Source organism: Staphylococcus lugdunensis (genome assembly GCF_002901705.1).
Taxonomy (GTDB): domain Bacteria; phylum Bacillota; class Bacilli; order Staphylococcales; family Staphylococcaceae; genus Staphylococcus; species Staphylococcus lugdunensis.
Genome location: NZ_PPPV01000009.1, coordinates 1 through 3,002 on the forward strand (window position 1 = coordinate 1; position 3,002 = coordinate 3,002).

Below are 3,002 nucleotides of genomic sequence, written 5' to 3' on the forward strand. Positions count from 1 at the left end.
TTGCCTGGCAACGTCCTACTCTAGCGGAACGTAAGTCCGACTACCATCGGCGCTAAGGAGCTTAACTTCTGTGTTCGGCATGGGAACAGGTGTGACCTCCTTGCCATTGTCACCAGACAAGTGAATGTTATACATTCAAAACTAGATAGTAAGTAAAATTGATTTTGCGTCGCAAAACATATATTTGATTAAGTCTTCGATCGATTAGTATTCGTCAGCTCCACGTGTCGCCACGCTTCCACCTCGAACCTATTAACCTCATCATCTTTGAGGGATCTTATAACCGAAGTTGGGAAATCTCATCTTGAGGGGGGCTTCATGCTTAGATGCTTTCAGCACTTATCCCGTCCATACATAGCTACCCAGCTATGCCGTTGGCACGACAACTGGTACACCAGAGGTATGTCCATCCCGGTCCTCTCGTACTAAGGACAGCTCCTCTCAAATTTCCTACGCCCACGACGGATAGGGACCGAACTGTCTCACGACGTTCTGAACCCAGCTCGCGTACCGCTTTAATGGGCGAACAGCCCAACCCTTGGGACCGACTACAGCCCCAGGATGCGATGAGCCGACATCGAGGTGCCAAACCTCCCCGTCGATGTGAACTCTTGGGGGAGATAAGCCTGTTATCCCCGGGGTAGCTTTTATCCGTTGAGCGATGGCCCTTCCATGCGGAACCACCGGATCACTAAGTCCGTCTTTCGACCCTGCTCGACTTGTAGGTCTCGCAGTCAAGCTCCCTTATGCCTTTACACTCTATGAATGATTTCCAACCATTCTGAGGGAACCTTTGAGCGCCTCCGTTACCTTTTAGGAGGCGACCGCCCCAGTCAAACTGCCCGCCTGACACTGTCTCCCACCACGATAAGTGGTGCGGGTTAGAAAGCCAACACAGCTAGGGTAGTATCCCACCAGCGCCTCCACGTAAGCTAGCGCTCACGTTTCAATGGCTCCTACCTATCCTGTACAAGCTGTGCCGAATTTCAATATCAGGCTACAGTAAAGCTCCACGGGGTCTTTCCGTCCTGTCGCGGGTAACCTGCATCTTCACAGGTACTATGATTTCACCGAGTCTCTCGTTGAGACAGTGCCCAAATCGTTACGCCTTTCGTGCGGGTCGGAACTTACCCGACAAGGAATTTCGCTACCTTAGGACCGTTATAGTTACGGCCGCCGTTTACTGGGGCTTCGATTCGTAGCTTCGCAGAAGCTAACCACTCCTCTTAACCTTCCAGCACCGGGCAGGCGTCAGCCCCTATACATCACCTTACGGTTTAGCAGAGACCTGTGTTTTTGATAAACAGTCGCTTGGGCCTATTCACTGCGGCTCTTCTGGGCTTGCACCCTAAAGAGCACCCCTTCTCCCGAAGTTACGGGGTCATTTTGCCGAGTTCCTTAACGAGAGTTCGCTCGCTCACCTTAGAATTCTCATCTTGACTACCTGTGTCGGTTTGCGGTACGGGCACCTGTTATCTATCTAGAGGCTTTTCTTGGCAGTGTGAAATCAACGACTCAAGGAAACAATTTCCTCTCCCCATCACAGCTTGACCTTATGAGTGCCGGATTTGCCTAACACTCAGTCTCACTGCTTAGACGTACAATCCAATCGTACGCTTCGCCTATCCTACTGCGTCCCCCCATCGATTAAAACGATACTAGGTGGTACAGGAATATCAACCTGTTATCCATCGCCTACGCCTGTCGGCCTCAGCTTAGGACCCGACTAACCCAGAGCGGACGAGCCTTCCTCTGGAAACCTTAGTCAATCGGTGGACGGGATTCTCACCCGTCTTTCGCTACTCACACCGGCATTCTCACTTCTAAGCGCTCCACATGTCCTTGCGATCATGCTTCAACGCCCTTAGAACGCTCTCCTACCATTGTCCAAAGGACAATCCACAGCTTCGGTAATATGTTTAGCCCCGGTACATTTTCGGCGCAGTGTCACTCGACTAGTGAGCTATTACGCACTCTTTAAATGATGGCTGCTTCTAAGCCAACATCCTAGTTGTCTGGGCAACGCCACATCCTTTTCCACTTAACATATATTTTGGGACCTTAGCTGGTGGTCTGGGCTGTTTCCCTTTCGAACACGGACCTTATCACCCATGTTCTGACTCCCAAGTTAAATTAATTGGCATTCGGAGTTTGTCTGAATTCGGTAACCCGAGAGGGGCCCCTCGTCCAAACAGTGCTCTACCTCCAATAATCATCACTTGAGGCTAGCCCTAAAGCTATTTCGGAGAGAACCAGCTATCTCCAAGTTCGATTGGAATTTCTCCGCTACCCTCAGTTCATCCGCTCACTTTTCAACGTAAGTCGGTTCGGTCCTCCATTCAGTGTTACCTGAACTTCAACCTGACCAAGGGTAGATCACCTGGTTTCGGGTCTACGACCAAATACTCAACGCCCTATTCAGACTCGCTTTCGCTACGGCTCCACATTTCCTGCTTAACCTTGCATCAAATCGTAACTCGCCGGTTCATTCTACAAAAGGCACGCCATCACCCATTAACGGGCTCTGACTACTTGTAAGCACACGGTTTCAAGTTCTCTTTCACTCCCCTTCCGGGGTACTTTTCACCTTTCCCTCACGGTACTGGTTCACTATCGGTCACTAGAGAGTATTTAGCCTTAGGAGATGGTCCTCCCAGATTCCGACGGAATTTCACGTGCTCCGTCGTACTCAGGATCCACTCAAGAGAGAATATATTTTCAACTACAGGATTATTACCTTCTTTGATTCATCTTTCCAGATGATTCGTCTAATATATTCCTTTGTAACTCCGTATAGAGTGTCCTACAACCCCAATAAGCAAGCTTATTGGTTTGGGCTCTTCCCGTTTCGCTCGCCGCTACTCAGGGAATCGATTTTTCTTTCTCTTCCTCCGGGTACTAAGATGTTTCAGTTCTCCGGGTCTGCCTTCTAACATGCTATGTATTCACATGTCGATAACACAACATAACTTGTGCTGGGTTTCCCCATTCGGAAATCTCTG

2 rRNA genes are annotated in these 3,002 nt (G+C 49.6%); both read right to left on the reverse strand.

The window, feature by feature from the left end:
- Positions 1–2: 2 nt before the first annotated feature.
- Positions 3–117 (reverse strand): 5S ribosomal RNA (gene rrf / locus CD041_RS00585).
- Positions 118–184: 67 nt separating this feature from the next.
- A 23S ribosomal RNA gene (locus CD041_RS00590) occupies positions 185–3,002 on the reverse strand; the annotation flags it as partial.